We start from the raw sequence: 16,106 nt of genomic DNA on the forward strand, positions 1-16,106 counted from the left end.
AAAAGTGGACTAAAATGACACAACAATATTTCTAGTTGGCTTATTTCTCCGTGCCTTGGAAAAGGATGACCCTTTCCCTGCGTGATAACGGGTTTCGAGAAAACCCATACTTTTGCTCATGTATCTAAATACATATGTGATTTTTTACTAAAACACCTACGTCCTGTGGATAACATAGAAATGAGTACATCCTTATATAAGCACGCTACTCGAACTTCACCGCTTTGAGCCTAGGCACGAGGATGTGTTAGTGTCAGCGCCCAAACGGACAATGAAAGCTACATCAGCAACACATCGCACGCAGAAAGAGGGTTTATCTTTTTCAAGGACGCCTGAGACCTTAGCTGACCTCGGGGCTTTTTTTATCTCCTTTTTGAACAAGCACTTTATAAGAAAATGTGGGTGGTTAGCATGAGTTTGAATGATTTTTTAGCAGTTGAGCCTTCCACCTTAAATGACTGTCGAAAATCTTATCGATGGTTGGAGCTACCAAACCAACTTAACAGAAGTTTTTTTGTAGCTGATGATGCTATGAGTTTTGTAATTCTTGTATCTCTTGTTGTGTCATCTTATCGCGCCAGATTTTAGCGCCCAGATTCGTTAACTTTTCCGTAATGTTTTCATAACCTCGGTCGATATGGTCAAGCCCAGTAATTTCGGTAATTCCGTCGGCCATTAAACCTGCGATAATCAATGCTGCTCCAGCACGAAGGTCGGTTGCATTTACTTTAGCCCCTTGTAATTGTACAGGCCCTGTTACGATGGCTGATCCACCTTCCACCTTAATCGAGGCATTCATTCTGCGTAGCTCATCGATATGCTTCAACCTTGCAGAATAAATCGTATCTGTTACAACCCCTGTGCTTTCTGCTTTTGTTAATAATGTAGTAAACGGCTGCTGCAAATCTGTCGGAAAACCAGGATATACAAGTGTTTTTATATCCACACTTTTAAATGGTTGTTTCGGTGCAATAAAGAGTTGTTCATTGCTTTCCTCTACTGGAACGCCCATTTCCCGCAATTTCGCTAATAGAGATTCCAAATGCGGAGGAATTACATTATCAATGGTTACTTCTTTGCCCATAGCAGCAGCTGCAATTGCATACGTTCCCGCTTCAATTCGGTCTGGAATGATCGTGTGGCGGCAGCCACTTAAATGAGGAACACCTTCAATTCGAATAACATCCGTACCAACGCCTTTGATTTTTGCTCCCATATTCGTAAGCAAAGTGGCTACATCAATAATTTCAGGTTCTTTAGCTGCATTTTCTATGATCGTCTTTCCTTTTGCTTTAACAGCCGCGAGCATAATATTGATCGTCGCCCCTACGCTAACAACATCCAAATAAATACGTGCACCAATCAATTCCTTTGCACGTAAGTAAATTGCTCCTTGTTCATTGGTAACTTCTGCACCTAGCGCTTCAAAACCTTTAATATGCTGGTCAATCGGACGAGGTCCTAGAAAGCAACCACCAGGCAATCCAATTACCGCTTTTTTAAATTTTCCGAGCATTGCTCCCATAAAATAATACGACGCCCTAAGCTTTTTTACCTTCCCATTTGGAAGTGGCATCGCTATCATATTTGCAGGGTTTATATGGACGGTTTGACCGTCCCAGGAAACAGAACCACCTATTTCTTCCAGCAAATCCCCTAACGTATACACATCAGATATTTGTGGAAGTCCCTCAATAGTTACGTCAGAATCAGCCAATATAGCAGCAGGCAACAATGCGACAGCACTATTTTTCGCTCCACTTATTCGAACTTTGCCATTTAGTAAATGACCACCTTCAACGAACATTTTTTGCATGTAAAAACCTCACTTAAGCAAGGAACATGCGAGCGCATATTTTACGCCCACATTACTTGCAATCTTTATTACAGTACATAAAGTAAAACTTCATTCAGAAGAAGATTTTCTCCATCTCTTTCTGAATGTTTAGTTGAACTAATCGGGCATTTAGGTGCTGTGATCTCCTACTTAGATTTGTTTGTATTTACTTACCTCTTGAAGCGGGAGTCTTACAGCACCTTACATGCGGGATAGAACTGCATTTGTTCTTAGGGTGTACAACATTTCCATTTTTATGCTACTACTTTTGCTTATTCCAATCAGCTAAAAACTTTTCAATTCCTTGATCCGTTAATGGATGGGCAACTAGCTGCTGAAGCACTTTAAATGGAATGGTTGCTATATGTGCACCGTTTTTAGCAGCGTCTACAACATGTAAAGGATGGCGGATTGATGCAGCAATGATTTCGGTGTGGATCTCATGTTTATTAAAGATATCAGCAATTGTTTCAATCAGATCTATTCCGTTATGACCAATATCATCTAAACGTCCTAGAAAAGGGGACACATAAGTCGCGCCCGCTCGAGCAGCAAGTAAAGCTTGATTTGCATTAAAAATAAGTGTAACGTTCGTTTTAATATTTAAATCGCTAAATGTTTTTACTGCTTTTAAGCCTTCTAGTGTCATCGGAACTTTCACTGTAATATTAGGCGCAATTGCTGCAAGTTCTTTCCCTTCACGAATCATGCCTTCTGCATCTTCTGCGATTACTTCAGCACTGACAGAGCCAGACACTTCACTGGTGATTTCCCGTAAACGATCATGAAAAGAAACACCTTCTTTTGCAACAAGGCTAGGGTTAGTGGTTACACCATCCAGAACACCTAGTGCATTTGCTTCACGAATCTCCTCAATATTTGCTGTATCAATAAAGAATTTCATAAATTCCTGCCCCCTTCACATATTTTTAAGCAAATTTATGCTTTTTGCGATGAACCGAATTCACGCATTTTACTAATGACAGTTTCTTTAATCGCATCTTTTCCAGGCCCTAAATATTTACGTGGGTCATATAGATCAGGTTTTTCGTTCAAAACTTCACGTACCTTATTCGCCTGCGCAATTTGATTCTCTGTATTCACATTAATCTTAGCTGTTCCTAGAGAAATAGCACGTTGAATATCTTTTGTTGGTATCCCTGTACCTCCATGAAGAACTAGCGGAATTTGTACAGTGTTAAGAATTTCTTCCATTTCTTCAAAACCAAGGTTCGGTTCCCCTTTATATGGACCGTGAACAGATCCAAGTGCTGGAGCTAAACAGTCAATATCTGTTGCCTCAACAAGTTTTTTACACTCTTTTGGATCTGCATAGATGACGCCGTCAGCAACAACATCATCTTCCTGACCACCAACAGTTCCTAGTTCAGCTTCTACAGATACACCGTGCAGATGAGCTAACTCAACTACTTTTTTGGTAACAGCTATATTTTCTTCTAATGGATCATGAGAAGCATCAATCATAACAGAAGTGAATCCAGCATGAATAGCTTCTGCACACTTTGCAAAGCTAGAGCCATGATCTAAATGTATCGCTACAGGTACAGTCGTGCCATATGCGTCCATCAGTGATTTTACCATTGCTACAACAACGTTAAAACCACCCATATATCTTGCAGCACCTTCTGAAACCCCTAAAATAACCGGAGACTTTTCTTCTTCGGCAGCTTGCAAAATGGCTTGAGCGTACTCAAGGTTATTTAAGTTAAATTGACCAACTGCATAACCATTTTCTTTCCCTTTTTCTAACATTTCTTTCATTGATACTAATGGCATGTATATCCTCCTCTAGATGAACATTACACCTATGTCAAAATAAATTACACTAATAGAATACCAACAACCGCACAAAGTCGCAACAATACGCTCGTGAAATTAATTCAAAATGGAATGAACCAATTGACAAACTTCCTTAATATTAAATGGTTTGCTAAGAATGGTTACAATATTATTACAATCTTCTTTTTCTCGAATAACAGTTTCTGTCATGCCAGTCATAACAATTGAAGGGATATGATTGTTTGTTTTTTCCAATTGGCGAAGCACTTCAAATGCATTTAATACTGGTAAATGATAATCAATCATTAATAAATGAAAAGAAGAGGAATTGATTTTCTCTAGTCCCTCTTTTCCTGTATTGGCAGTTTCGACACGATAACCTTCCTCCGTTAGTATATCTGTTAATAACATACAGATACCTGGTTGATCATCAACAACGAGGATTGTTTTTTCCATCTATCAAACTTCCCCTTTCCAAATCATTTGCCCCCAACAATACTATTCTCTATAATGCATCAGATATCCTGCTATAGTCCCTTGGTTTTTATCTAAAATAGAAAAGGGAGCAGTATCAACAAACATACAACTCCCCATCTCTATATACGATATGTTGCTTATGACCGTTGATAATTAACGGCAGCCCCAATGAAGCCTTTAAACAATGCATGTGGTCTAGTTGGTCTAGATGTAAATTCCGGATGAAATTGACTCGCTACAAACCATGGGTGATCAGCGATTTCGATCGTTTCTACCAAACGACCATCTGGACTTGTACCAGAAAACACAAAACCATGTTCCTTCATTTGCTCACGGTATACGTTATTAAATTCATAACGATGACGATGACGTTCCTCGATAAAATCAGCGCCTTCATAAGCGACTTTTACTTTTGTGCCATCTTGTAGCTTGCATGGGTAAATGCCAAGTCTTAATGTACCACCAAGATCAGATATATCTTTTTGCTCTGGAAGTAAATCAATGATTGGGTGTGCGGTATCTGGATCAATCTCTGCAGAATGTGCCCCAGAAAGCTCCAGAACATTACGGGCAAATTCCACTGTTGCTAATTGCATGCCAAGGCAGATTCCCAGAAACGGAATTTTATTCTCACGTGCATATTGAATAGCCACTATTTTTCCTTCGATACCTCGATCACCGAATCCACCAGGCACTAGAATTCCGTCTACATTTTGTAATTCTTTATGAATGGTTTGCTCATCCAGCAGCTCAGAATTTACCCAATGCACACGAATATCAGCATCGTATGCGAATCCAGCATGCTTCAATGCTTCTACTACAGATAAATACGCATCAGGAAGCTCTACATACTTACCAACTAAAGCAATATCTACTGTTTTAGAAAGATGTCGCACTTTGTTTAGAAGTTCCATCCATTCTTTCATATCCGCTTGTTTACAGTCCAGTCCAAAATGCTTGCATGTAAGCTCATCTAATTGCTGCTCCTGTAAAGAGATCGGCACTTGATATAATGTATCGGCATCTAGCATTTCAATGACGGCTTTTTCATTAATATCGCAAAACAAAGCGATTTTTTCTTTCATCTCTTTACTGATCGCTTGTTCTGTTCGTAATACGATGACATCTGGTTGAATTCCCAATGAACGCAATTCCTTAACACTATGTTGCGTTGGCTTAGTTTTCATTTCCCCAGCAGCCTGAATGTAAGGAACAAGTGTACAATGTAAGTACATGACACTATCTCTACCCACATCTTTTTTTATTTGGCGGATAGCTTCCAAGAATGGCAACGATTCAATATCACCGACTGTGCCGCCAATTTCCGTAATAACAATATCTGCGCCTGTAGCTTCACCTGCACGGAAAACCTGTTCTTTAATCTCATTGGTAATATGAGGAATTACTTGAACGGTCCCACCTAAATAGTCACCACGACGTTCTTTACGGATGACACTGGAGTACACCTTACCAGTTGTAATATTGCTGTATTTATTTAAATTAATATCAATAAATCGTTCATAGTGACCTAAATCCAAATCTGTTTCTGCGCCATCTTCTGTTACATAAACTTCACCATGCTGATACGGACTCATTGTTCCGGGATCAACATTAATATATGGGTCAAATTTTTGAATGGTTACTTGTAAACCACGGTTTTTTAATAATCTTCCCAATGAAGCAGCTGTGATCCCTTTTCCTAAAGACGAGACAACTCCTCCAGTTACAAAAATATACTTGGTCATCTTTTTTCCCTCTTTCTATTGTGTTATGCAATAAAGTGAAACTTCATTCAGGCGGAGTTTCGCTACCAACCTGACTGCATGTTAGTTGAACGAATCGGGCATTTTGGTGCTGTTAGCTCACTCTTTGACTTGTATTATCCCCCAACTCTTAAGTAAGAGTCGTACAACACCTTACATGCGGGATACAAACAAAATCATGTAAGATATTATTAGGAAGGCATAAACCATTATCTGTTCCTATATTCTCGTTAGGAAACCAAGAAAAAACAATAAAAGCGCCTCCCCAGTCGATCGGGGAAACGCTTTGGTAATTAAAATAAAAGAGCCCAAGATAAATTGTACTGACCTCTTGAAAAAAAGTCAAGACTCTAAAAAGATGTTTAATAATTCCTGAGAAGTGCAACTCTTTGAAGTAATCATTAGTTTGGCAATACCAGTTTATTTTTTTTCTTCGGCTTCATCATCTTCTTCATCATAAGTCTCCTCGAAGTCTTCGTCATATTCTTCATCGTCGAATTCCTCTTCAAAATCATCTTCCAATTCTAAATCAATATTCAGATCTTCGTCCAAAATTGCAACATCATCATCAGCAATATCTAAGTTTTCTTCTTGATCCAACTTGCTTTTCGCTTTTTTCTTTCTCTTTGGAGCAACATTTACTTCTTCATCCATTTTCTCTACAGGATACCAACGCTTTAATCCCCACTTATTTTCTCCAACGGTCAGAAATCTGCCGTCCACATTTAAGTCGGTATAAAATTGTGAAATAGCATCTTGTTTCTGCTTTTTTGTATAACCTTTCAAGTCTGCTAACCGATTAAATATGTCTTTGAAGTGAAAAGCTTTTTTTTCTTCTACAAGCAGTAAACTGGCCAATTCAATCATTGGCATTTGTTGAATTTCTTCGTGGCTATATTGGTTGAAGCTCACGGTCATGCACTCCCTTTAATTTTATATTGATGGCTTTTACACCTATATGTTGATAAGAGGTTCATAAAAAGTTCAAAGAAAATGGCCCATCTCCCTTATCTGCCTTATTACTAAATCCACCACTTCCCAAACTGCGTAAACAGAACCATAGAACGTTGCAAAAGGATAAAGAAAGTACCACCAGACAATACATCATGGTTATAAAGGACAGAGAAAACAATAATAGCAACATGCAATGACATTGCAATCTCGGCTACTCGACCTTTTTATCCTCTTTCTTAAACACGGACTATAAGATATTCTTGCACGCTAACCATATCATTCATTATAAACAAATCTATCTGGTTTATGCTAGAGATAAAGCAGAAAAATTTTTAACAACCTTTTTATCTTACGTACCATTATTGTTTTCGTTACCAAATAATCTATGAAAACAAGTCAGCGCTGGTTCTCTGCACTTTCATATGAACTGATCTTATAAAGTGAATCTTCAATCAGCCTGGGATTTCATTCATCTCCCACGGCTTGTTAGTACCGAAATGGTATGACCTAAAGGCCTCTTACGAAACAGGACATTTAGGTGCTGTTATCTCTCACTTAGACTTGTTGTGGTATGGATTCTCCAATTCTTGAAGTGGGAGTCTTACAGCACCTTATATGCGGGATAAATAAAAAAGAAAAGCTTCGCGAGAAGAACATACTCACACAAAGCATTCCTTTCCCGAAGTATATTGTATCGTCTCCCATTTTTACCGTTTCGCATTATCCGTTTGAGGCTTCAACCTGAATGGATTGCATTAAAAAATGAATTTGCCTGTCCACATATGTTTCTAATGTAAATTGCTTCTGTAACATCCATCTTCTAAAGCCCCACATTTGCCCTTGAATAAAAATATTATTAGCAAGCAATTCACGGTCTGTAGAAGATACAGAATCAGGAAAGCATGTGGCTATAACCCGCTCTAACATAGCCACCATATCCCTTTCTTTTTGGAGTACATAATCTTTGCTTTCTCTTTTTAACGACTTGACTTCTTGATACATAATGACAACTTCTTCCTGCATGTCATCCATTAAGTAAAAATAGGAACGAATCACATTTGTAAAATGTGCCAAAGAAGAATTATTCGGATCAATTTGTGCTTCTAATCGTTCACGTACCTGTAAATAAATGGAGTCGCAAACAAGAAATAAAATATCCTCCTTTGTACGAATGTATTCATATAAAGTTCCTATGCTAAATCCAGCTTCTTTCGCAATTTCTCTTGTCGTTGTTCGATGAAAACCTTTTTCTTTAAATAAAGTAATGGCTGCTATGATGATTTGATTGCGCCGTTTTGCGATTAATGATGGATCTTTGATGGAAGAAAGGATGGAATTCATTTCCTTCACGCCCCCCTGTAGTTGTACTCTCGAATAAGATAGTTCTCATTTCATTTACTTTGTTAACATTCTACCAATTACAAGTCGTTGGATTTCGTTTGTTCCCTCGTATATTTGGGTAATTTTTGCGTCCCGCATATATCGTTCTACTGGGTAATCTTTCGTATATCCGTAGCCACCAAAAACTTGCACCGCCTCCACGGTAATTCGCATCGCAGCATCGCCAGCAAATAACTTGGACATAGCGGAAGCTTTTCCATAGGGTAATCCTTCAGACTCTAACCAAGCGGCTTGATACGTTAGTAGACGAGCCGCCTCTACCTCAGTAGCCATATCTGCCAATTTAAAAGAAATTCCTTGATTTTCAGCAATTGGTTTACCAAATTGAACCCTTTCCTTCGCATAAGCTGTTGCAGCATCTAATGCGCCTTGAGCAATCCCTAACGCCTGTGCTGCAATACCATTTCGACCTCCGTCTAATGTAGTCATAGCTATTTTAAAGCCTTCTCCTTCTTGTCCGAGTCGATTTTCTTTTGGTATGCGACAATTTTCAAAAATCAATTCTGTTGTTGGAGAAGAGCGAATACCAAGCTTTTTTTCTTTCTTGCCGAACGAAAATCCTTCCGTTCCTTTTTCAACAATAAATGCCGTGATGCCTTTATGTCGTTGATCGGCATCTGTTTTAGCGAAAACAATATAAATATCCGCTACGCCGCCATTGGTAATCCACACTTTATTACCATTCAACACGTAGCTGTCACCGTCATCCTTTGCTGTCGTTAACATAGAAACAACGTCACTCCCAGCACTAGGCTCTGATAAGGCATACGCGCCTAACGATTCCCCCGTAGCTAGACGCTTTAAAAAGGTGTGTTTTTGTTCTTCTGTACCGTATTGATAGATTGGCCAGCTCGCTAAAGAAACATGGGCAGATAAAGTGACCCCTGTTGAAGCACAGACTCGAGACAATTCTTCAACTGCAATAACATAACTCATGTAATTCGAACCAATCCCACCATATTCTTCTGGCCACGGAATCCCTGTTAATCCAAGTTCTGCCATCTGATCAAAGATTCCTCGGTCAAATCGCTCATTCTCATCTCGCTCTGCGGCTGAAGGAGCTACTTCATTTTCAGCAAACTCCCTTACCATCTTACGCAACATCTCTTGCTCATCCGTAAGCTCAAAATTCATAGATGACCCCTCCTCGTATAGTATATTTAGGCAGTGATTTTCTGCTTATTTATTCTGATTCATTTTAGAAGTATCCAAACTTGGTACTCAAGGCGCATGCTATTCCCACAGGAGTCGCCGGCTTTCGTTCCAGGTAACTTCGTTTGTACTACTTTTCATGTATGAGTTAAACATCTCCATCATATGTCACTCACTTGGACGTTCCGTGATGTTCCTAAATTAAGGCCTATTAATGAATGCGCTACTATGCAGAAACAAAATTTACACGCCTAAAGGAGTGTTGATAAATGAAGCTTATACAGCTTCTACAACCTCCAAATCGACTAGTTTTAACATTTACTTGCTAGTTAAGATTCATGTTGTCTTTTTTTGAAAAATTGCATCTTGATAACTCCATATTTGTTTACTTTTCTCTTAACATACCAACACAGGTCTTAATGTCTCAATAAATGTTTAGCTATCACAATTCGTTGAATTTCACTGGACCCTTCATAAATCTCTGTGATTTTAGCATCACGAAACAGACGTTCAACCGGGTAATCCTCTGTATAGCCATAGCCCCCAAATATTTGGACAGCTTCAATCGCATTTTCTACGGCCGCTTTGGAAGCATAGAGTTTTGCGATCGAGACTTCCTTTCCAGAAGCTTTTCCTTGTTCTATCAAATGAGCTGCCCGATAGACTAATAGTTTTGCAGCCTCGGTACGAGTTGCCATATCAGCCAATTTAAAGGAAATTCCTTGATGCGCTGCAATCGGCTTTCCGAATTGCTTACGCTCCTTTGCATAGTCTGTTCCATGCTCTAAAGCTGCTTCACTTATTCCGATAGCCTGTGCTGCTATCCCAATTCTGCCAACATTTAAATTATGCATCGCAATTTTAAACCCATTTCCTTCTGCCCCCAGAAGCTGTTCCTTGCATATACGGCAGTTTTCAAACGTAAGCGACACTGTATTTGATCCGTGCAATCCCATCTTTCTTTCTGGTTTACCGATGATGAGTCCCGGTGTATCCCTTTCAATAATAAAAGCACTTATTTCCCTTTTGTCTTCTCCCGTACGTGCAAAAGTGATATATGTATCGGCTTCCCCACCGTTTGTAATAAACACTTTTGATCCGTTTAATAGATATTCCTCTCCTATTTTCACAGCTTTTGTTTTGAGACTTGCCGCATCGGATCCTGCATTCGGTTCTGTTAAGGCAAAAGCCCCTAAATAATCGCCGCTGGCCAGTTTAGGGAGATACTTATTTTTTTGTTGCTCCGTTCCAAAATAAAGAATTGGGTTTGTTCCAACAGATGTGTGCACAGATAAAATAACACCAACTGTTGCACTTACCTTTGATATTTCATGAATCGTTTGAATATAAGCAGTATAATCCATGCCTGCCCCACCATATGCTTCTGGGATGGGTATTCCCATTAAACCAAGTTCTCCCATCTGCTTTATAATTTCTTTTGGGAAGCGATCCTCCTTTTCCATACGAGGTATCGCCTTTGTGATTTCAGTTTGTGCAAAATCTTTGACCATTTTATTTAACATTACTTGTTCTTCGGTCCAACGTAGCATGCAATTTCCCCCTTGTTCTGAACAAAGGCGCAAGCGCCCGTTTAGCAACGTAGCGAATGGAACAAATCAACTAAAGATTTAGGAATCATGCCCCTGCAACCAGGGGTATGCCGACGCCTGAGCGGCAAGCCCGTTTTTAGTCGGCCTTCCTCTTAGCGACGAACCGATGAGGCCTTATCGTAGGGCGCATTTCTAAAGTCGCATAGTTGCTGGGCTCATGCGCCGGACGTGGCTATTCAGTTATTTCGTTATCTCCAAGCGCCTAAATTTATACTTTCTTATCTCTTTAGAAAGACTTGGCTTGTCGCCAAGTCTTATGGAGAAAGCCGTAGTTTTTCTTATACTATAAACCCTTAAAACTTTATACTTTTCTATAGTGCAAAAAAGTCTTTATGTATACACATAAAAACCTCGACCCGTTTTCTTACCTAACCAGCCTGCTTGCACATATTGTTTGAGCAAAGGGCACGGTCGATATTTGCTATCCGAAAATCCCTCATGTAATACCTCCATAATATACAAGCACGTATCTAGCCCAATAAAATCAGCAAGTGTTAATGGACCCATCGGATGGTTCATCCCTAATTTCATCGATGTATCAATATCTTCTACCGTTGCAATTCCTTCATACAATGTATAAATCGCTTCATTAATCATCGGCATTAAAATGCGATTGGAGACAAACCCGGGGAAATCCTGAACGGTAACCGGCACTTTATTTAATTTTTTAGCCATTTGTTCAATGATAGAATAGGTTCCATCACTCGTCTGCACCGCCCGAATGATTTCTACCAATTGCATTATTGGAACCGGATTCATAAAATGCATCCCGATAACTTGATCTGGGCGATTCGTAGCTGCAGCAATTTCCGTAATGGATAAGGACGAAGTATTTGAGGCTAAAATGGTATGTGCTGGTGCTATTTGATCGAGTTCATGGAAAATAGCTGTTTTTACATCCATATTTTCTACGACGGCTTCAATGACTAAATCTGCCTTTGCTGCATCTTGAATGGTAGCTGCTCTTTCTATTCTTAGTAATGTATCGTCTCGCTGTTCTTCCGTTATCTTTTGTTTTTCACAAGCCCGATGCACGAACTTGTGAATCCTTTTTACCCCATGATTTAATGCTTCTGTTTGTTTATCGTACAACAATACATGAAACCCGGATTGAGCACAGACCTGGGCAATTCCTGCCCCCATTTGCCCAGCGCCTATGACCATAACTTGGTTTATATTCATATCTCCTCTTCCCCTTTGTTTGTGTTATCTTTTCGGAACTTCGATCAGAATGGCATCGCCTTGGCCCCCCCCACTGCAAATAGCTGCAATACCAAGTCCGCCACCACGGCGTTTTAATTCATAAATTAAGGTTAAAATAATCCGCGCTCCACTTGCACCAATTGGATGCCCTAAAGCAACTGCTCCCCCATTTACGTTCACTTTCTCAGGGTCAATCCCCGCAATTTTCCCGCTCGCTAGCGCTACTGCAGCAAATGCCTCATTAATTTCAAACAAGTCGATTTCACCTTTGGAATACCCCGTCTTTTCCAACAATTGATTAATTACTAAACCTGGTGTTTTCGGGAAATCTTCTGCAGGAACGGCGACCTCCGTATGACCTTTTATAATCGCTAATGGTTCCTTGCCAAGCTCGGATGCTTTATTAGCAGACATCACAACAAATGCGCATGCACCGTCATTAATACCAGGTGCATTTCCGGCAGTAATGGTTCCGTCTCGATCAAATGCAGGACGCAGTGTTGCTAGCTTTTCGACAGTTGTGTCCTTTCTTGGCGCTTCATCTTGATCGACGATGATGGGGTCCCCCTTGCGCTGCGGCACTTCCATAGCTACAATCTCGGCAGCAAACTTTCCAGCCTCCATCGCTTGAATAGCGCGTTGGTGACTACGATAAGCCCATTTGTCCTGTTCTTCTCGCGTAAGTCCATATTCCTTTGCTGTTGCATTTCCATATGTCCCCATATGTACGCCTTGAAAAGAACAGGTTAACCCATCATGTACCATCATATCGACAACTTTTTTGTCTCCCATCCGGTTCCCCCAACGCGCATCTGGCAATAAATATGGCGCATTACTCATGCTCTCCATACCACCAGCAACAATGATCTCCTCATCTCCCAGCCGAATGAGTTGATTTGCTAACGTAACACTGCGCAGCCCTGAAGCACAAACCTTATTAATCGTTTCTGTTTTTACTTCCCACGGAATCCCTGCTTTTATAGCTGCTTGCCTTGAAGGAATTTGACCTTGACCACCTTGTAAGACATTCCCTATTATCACTTCATCGACATCATTTCCAGCAATTTCCGCTCGCTTTAACGCTTCTTCAATAGCCTTACCTCCAAGCTGCGAAGCGGTAAAGGATTGTAATGCACCACCAAATTTCCCAAACGGGGTCCTAGCCCCTGATACAATAACTGCTTCTCTCATCATTTATCCTCCACTCCTTCATTTGATTGAACGCTCGCTCATTATTCCTTTCATAATATGTTCAAAAAGCAAGGCAACCTAGCTTTTTGAACATATTCTATAGAGTAATAGAATAACAGGTATTGTGAAATAATCGAAGTATTTTTTATATCTAACCATGTTCCAAATATAGACAATCGAATGCATTTGGATTGTTCCACATTATTTCTACAATCATTCTCCCTTTGGAAAATTTTAGTTCACCCTTATCTATCAAGCTACTCTTCTATTCTATGTCCTTTATTTCAGCTGTTTTTATTTCCTCTTCATGAAATACAGAAATCGCTAAAATCTCTGCAACGTCCATAGTGCTAATATCTTCTTCTACTTCTTTCGCTTTTGTTCCATCACTAATCATCGTTAAACAATATGGACATGCACTAGAGATCATGTTTGGTTCTACAGCTAGCGCTTGCTCTGTACGTGCTACATTAATTCGATTTCCTGTCGTTTCTTCTGACCACATTAATCCGCCGCCTGCGCCACAACACATGCCATTTTCTTTACTACGTTCCATTTCTACTAACTCTAAACCTGGAATGGCCTGAAGAATTTCTCGAGGTGGATCATAAACACCGTTATATCTGCCTAAGTAACAAGAATCATGGTAAGTTAATCTTTGGTTAATCGCTTTTTGTGGTTTTAGCTTACCATCCATGACTAAATCATATAATAACTGTGTATGGTGATAAACTTCGGCTTCAAATCCAAAATCTGGGTATTCATTTTTAAAAATATTGTATGCGTGTGGATCAATGGTAACAATTTTTTTCACATCGTTTTTGGTGAATTCTTTAATATTTTTCTCGGCTATTTCCTGAAATAAAAACTCATTTCCTATCCGACGTGCCGTATCTCCAGAATTCGCTTCCTTATTTCCTAATATTGCAAAACTCACACCAGCCTGATTTAACAACTTCGCAAAAGCCAGAGCGATTTTTTGACTTCGATTATCATAAGCCCCCATCGAACTAACCCAGAACAGGTATTCAAAATCCTTACCTTCTTTACTCAGTTCTTTAATCGTTGGTATATGAACCGATTCATCCTGCTCACGCCACTTAATGCGATCTTTTTTCGATAACCCCCATGGATTACCTTGACGTTCAATATTCATAACCGCTCGTTGAACATCCTGATCCATTTTACCTTCTGTCATCACCAAATATCTGCGCATATCAATAATCGTTCCCACATGTTCATTGTTAACAGGACATGCATCTTCACAGTTTCGGCATGTCGTACAGCCAGCTAGTTCTTCTTCTGTAATGACATCTCCGATTAAACTAGCACTTTGCACCGTCGCTGCTGCCTCTTGTTTTGCAGATGCCTGATTTCCCGCTGCATTAGCAAATGCATATGCTGGAACCCATGGTGACTTCCCAGTAATTGCCGCTCCCTTTTCGGTTAAATGATCGCGCACCTTAATCATAATATCCATTGGCGAGAGCATTTTGCCTGTTCCTGATGCTGGGCAAACATCTGTACATCTGCCACATTCTACACACGCGTAAAAATCAATCATTTGATGCTGCTCAAAATCTTCAACTTTTCCTACCCCAAACGATATTTCTTCTTCATCTTGATCTTCATCCATTTCAAAATCGATTTTCTTCAATTTTCCTGGAACGCGTTTACTTAAAAACACGTTAATAGGTGCAGCAATTAAATGCGCATGCTTGGATTGTGGAACGTAAACCAGGAACACAAGAATGGTAATGGTATGAATCCACCACGCGACATAAAACAACACCATAGCGCCCGTAGTAGGTAACCAGGAAAAAACCATCGCAATAACACTGGCAACCGGCTCTGTCCACGTTGGATCATGTCCATGCCATAACTGTGCCATTCCATTCCCAAACAGCACAGAGATCATTAATGTGCCAATAAACAATAAAACTAAACCAGCTTTAAACCCCCGCTTGAGGCGGACGAGCTTTTCAATATAACGGCGATAAAAAGCCCATATAACTGCGACGAGAATCATTAATGTTACTAATTCCTGAAAGAATACAAATCCCGGATAAATCGACCCTAATGGCAAATGACTTTCAGGGGATAACCCCTTAATAAACATGTCAATCGCACCAAATTGCACGAGAATAAATCCGTAAAACATCATAACATGAATGATACCCGACTTTTTATCCTTTAATAGCTTTGACTGACCAAAAACAATCTTCCCTATTCTTCTGAATCGTTCTTTAAAATCCCGATCAAATTCTGACTTTCTCCCCAAACGAATATACGCTACACGTGTAGCTACAACTTTAGCAAATAAATACACCCCATAGATGGTGATAATCGCAAACGCAATTGCATTTACAAGCAAAAATGTATTCACTTTACTCACTCCCCCTTATCGTGCAGTAAACCAATTCAGACAGGCGTACAACTCCCTTCACATGACAGCGATTGCATTATTCAGAAAAATAGTTTGTTTTTAAATCTTATATCTACTACTATAAATATGAATGATCATTCAGTCAACTATTTATCTAATGAATTTAACTTCATAACACAAACTATCAGAAATTTCAGCCGGATAATTATTGATAATATTTTGGTCTTAACGCTTCCTTAAATTTCATACCCAGCATTGATTTTTTTAAAATTTTTGTTGCTAATCAAAATAGTTTGTGAAAATGAAGGGAGAAATAACCACGTTTATGTAAG

General features: G+C 39.6%; 13 protein-coding genes. All 13 read right to left on the bottom strand.

The window, feature by feature from the left end; translation table 11 throughout:
• Positions 1-529: 529 nt before the first annotated feature.
• Positions 530-1,816, bottom strand: coding sequence for a UDP-N-acetylglucosamine 1-carboxyvinyltransferase (locus KBP50_RS19900; RefSeq protein WP_050350951.1), 1,287 nt, complete (start codon positions 1,814-1,816; stop codon positions 530-532).
• Between the two features lie 283 nt (positions 1,817-2,099).
• Positions 2,100-2,741, bottom strand: a complete 642-nt coding sequence (fsa, locus tag KBP50_RS19905; RefSeq protein WP_050350950.1) for a fructose-6-phosphate aldolase — start codon at positions 2,739-2,741, stop codon at positions 2,100-2,102.
• A 35-nt stretch (positions 2,742-2,776) separates the two neighbouring features.
• Positions 2,777-3,634, bottom strand: a complete 858-nt coding sequence (locus tag KBP50_RS19910; protein WP_050350949.1) for a class II fructose-bisphosphate aldolase — start codon at positions 3,632-3,634, stop codon at positions 2,777-2,779.
• 99 nt (positions 3,635-3,733) lie between these two features.
• Positions 3,734-4,093, bottom strand: coding sequence for a response regulator (locus KBP50_RS19915; RefSeq protein ID WP_050350948.1), 360 nt, complete (start codon positions 4,091-4,093; stop codon positions 3,734-3,736).
• Between the two features lie 158 nt (positions 4,094-4,251).
• A complete protein-coding gene (locus KBP50_RS19920; protein WP_050350947.1) occupies positions 4,252-5,859 on the bottom strand; it encodes a CTP synthase in 1,608 nt (535 codons plus the stop codon).
• A 438-nt stretch (positions 5,860-6,297) separates the two neighbouring features.
• Entirely contained in the window at positions 6,298-6,789 is a 492-nt protein-coding gene (gene rpoE, locus KBP50_RS19925) for a DNA-directed RNA polymerase subunit delta (protein WP_050350946.1), read from the bottom strand.
• Between the two features lie 110 nt (positions 6,790-6,899).
• Positions 6,900-7,031, bottom strand: coding sequence for a hypothetical protein (locus KBP50_RS22575; protein ID WP_257786704.1), 132 nt, complete (start codon positions 7,029-7,031; stop codon positions 6,900-6,902).
• A 520-nt stretch (positions 7,032-7,551) separates the two neighbouring features.
• Positions 7,552-8,172, bottom strand: coding sequence for a TetR/AcrR family transcriptional regulator (locus tag KBP50_RS19930; RefSeq protein ID WP_050350945.1), 621 nt, complete (start codon positions 8,170-8,172; stop codon positions 7,552-7,554).
• Positions 8,173-8,226: 54 nt separating this feature from the next.
• Positions 8,227-9,366: an acyl-CoA dehydrogenase gene (locus KBP50_RS19935; protein WP_050350944.1), complete on the bottom strand. Its 1,140-nt coding sequence runs from the start codon at positions 9,364-9,366 to the stop codon at positions 8,227-8,229.
• A 434-nt stretch (positions 9,367-9,800) separates the two neighbouring features.
• On the bottom strand, positions 9,801-10,934 hold the full coding sequence (locus tag KBP50_RS19940) for an acyl-CoA dehydrogenase (protein ID WP_050350943.1): 1,134 nt from the start codon (positions 10,932-10,934) through the stop codon (positions 9,801-9,803).
• A 390-nt stretch (positions 10,935-11,324) separates the two neighbouring features.
• Positions 11,325-12,176 (bottom strand): 3-hydroxybutyryl-CoA dehydrogenase, encoded by an 852-nt coding sequence (locus KBP50_RS19945; protein ID WP_050350942.1) that lies wholly within the window; start codon positions 12,174-12,176, stop codon positions 11,325-11,327.
• Positions 12,177-12,200: 24 nt separating this feature from the next.
• Entirely contained in the window at positions 12,201-13,388 is a 1,188-nt protein-coding gene (locus KBP50_RS19950; RefSeq protein WP_050350941.1) for an acetyl-CoA C-acetyltransferase, read from the bottom strand.
• Positions 13,389-13,653: 265 nt separating this feature from the next.
• Positions 13,654-15,774, bottom strand: a complete 2,121-nt coding sequence (locus KBP50_RS19955; RefSeq protein WP_050350940.1) for a heterodisulfide reductase-related iron-sulfur binding cluster — start codon at positions 15,772-15,774, stop codon at positions 13,654-13,656.
• Between the last annotated feature and the right edge of the window lie 332 nt (positions 15,775-16,106).

This window comes from Virgibacillus pantothenticus (assembly GCF_018075365.1).
In the GTDB taxonomy this organism is placed as follows: domain Bacteria; phylum Bacillota; class Bacilli; order Bacillales; family Amphibacillaceae; genus Virgibacillus; species Virgibacillus pantothenticus.

Excerpts from the sequence above, each read along its gene's own strand:
- KBP50_RS19900 (WP_050350951.1), bottom strand. The coding sequence starts at position 1,816 with ATGCAAAAAATGTTCGTTGAAGGTGGTCATTTACTAAATGGCAAAGTT.
- fsa (WP_050350950.1), bottom strand. The coding sequence starts at position 2,741 with ATGAAATTCTTTATTGATACAGCAAATATTGAGGAGATTCGTGAAGCA.
- KBP50_RS19910 (WP_050350949.1), bottom strand. The coding sequence starts at position 3,634 with ATGCCATTAGTATCAATGAAAGAAATGTTAGAAAAAGGGAAAGAAAAT.
- KBP50_RS19915 (WP_050350948.1), bottom strand. The coding sequence starts at position 4,093 with ATGGAAAAAACAATCCTCGTTGTTGATGATCAACCAGGTATCTGTATG.
- KBP50_RS19920 (WP_050350947.1), bottom strand. The coding sequence starts at position 5,859 with ATGACCAAGTATATTTTTGTAACTGGAGGAGTTGTCTCGTCTTTAGGA.
- KBP50_RS22575 (WP_257786704.1), bottom strand. The coding sequence starts at position 7,031 with ATGTCATTGCATGTTGCTATTATTGTTTTCTCTGTCCTTTATAACCAT.
- KBP50_RS19930 (WP_050350945.1), bottom strand. The coding sequence starts at position 8,172 with ATGAATTCCATCCTTTCTTCCATCAAAGATCCATCATTAATCGCAAAA.
- KBP50_RS19935 (WP_050350944.1), bottom strand. The coding sequence starts at position 9,366 with ATGAATTTTGAGCTTACGGATGAGCAAGAGATGTTGCGTAAGATGGTA.
- KBP50_RS19940 (WP_050350943.1), bottom strand. The coding sequence starts at position 10,934 with ATGCTACGTTGGACCGAAGAACAAGTAATGTTAAATAAAATGGTCAAA.
- KBP50_RS19945 (WP_050350942.1), bottom strand. The coding sequence starts at position 12,176 with ATGAATATAAACCAAGTTATGGTCATAGGCGCTGGGCAAATGGGGGCA.
- KBP50_RS19950 (WP_050350941.1), bottom strand. The coding sequence starts at position 13,388 with ATGAGAGAAGCAGTTATTGTATCAGGGGCTAGGACCCCGTTTGGGAAA.